The sequence below is a fragment of the Mesorhizobium sp. M4A.F.Ca.ET.050.02.1.1 genome (assembly GCF_003997725.1).
GTDB lineage: Bacteria > Pseudomonadota > Alphaproteobacteria > Rhizobiales > Rhizobiaceae > Mesorhizobium.
In genome coordinates this window covers 1-910 of sequence record NZ_RZSG01001288.1, presented here as the reverse complement: position 1 = coordinate 910, position 910 = coordinate 1, and the positions used below count along the sequence as shown (strand labels likewise).

Below are 910 nucleotides of genomic sequence, written 5' to 3'. Positions count from 1 at the left end.
GCGTGGCGCCGGTGTCGATCAGGCCGTCAATCTGGCGGCCGTTGAGCTTGAAGCCGGAGGTGAAGTGTCCGCGCGCGTCGGCGCTGACCACGACCTTGCGGCCGAGCGGCAGTGCTGTCGCCGGCTTGTCGGGAACCGAGGCAAGGTTCAGGGCGGGCTGGGGCTCGGTGACTGGCTTGGAGGCGACTGCCGGTTTCAACAGGCCGTCGAGCATGTGCGGGTTCGACTGATAAAGGATCGGGATCGATGCCGATGTTCCGGCAAAGACGCCAAGGATGAGAAGCTTGCGCAGCATGGGACCGGCCTGTTTGAAGGCCGATCCTTAATCCCGACATGGTGTTTTCGTCTATAACGTGGGCCGAAACCGCGGCTTTGCGTAAACGGGCGGTAAACGGCGCGCTACTTGGTGCCGTACATGCGGTCGCCGGCATCGCCGAGGCCGGGCATGATGTAGCCCTTGTCGTTCAACTGGCGATCGATGGAGGCGGTGAAGACGGGAACGTCGGGATGCGCCTTGGTGAAGCGCTCGATGCCCTCGGGCGCTGCCAGCAGGCACAGGAAGCGGATGTTGGTGGCGCCGCGTCCCTTCAGCTTGTCGATCGCCGCGATCGCCGAATTTGCGGTGGCGAGCATCGGATCGACGACGATCACCAGCCGGTCGGCGAGATCGCTCGGCGCCTTGAAGAAATATTCGACAGCCTCCAGTGTGTCGTGGTCGCGGTAAAGCCCGATATGGGCGACGCGCGCCGCCGGAACCAGGTCGAGCAGGCCTTCGAGCAGGCCGTTGCCGGCGCGCAGCACCGAGGCGAAGACCAGTTTCTTGCCCTCGAGCGTCGGCGCCTCCATCGTTTCGATGGGCGTCTCGATCTCGGTCGTCGTCAGCTCGAGATTGCGCGTGACCTCATAGCCC

1 protein-coding gene and 1 pseudogene are annotated in these 910 nt (G+C 64.3%); both read right to left on the bottom strand.

Going from position 1 to position 910, the window contains the following annotated elements; translation table 11 throughout:
• Positions 1 to 295 (bottom strand): annotated as a pseudogene (locus EOA33_RS36980) (TIGR02281 family clan AA aspartic protease); the annotation flags it as partial.
• A 104-nt stretch (positions 296 to 399) separates the two neighbouring features.
• Positions 400 to 910 (bottom strand): uracil phosphoribosyltransferase (gene upp, locus EOA33_RS36975; RefSeq protein WP_127407815.1); only part of this gene is annotated, 511 nt, incomplete at its 5' end.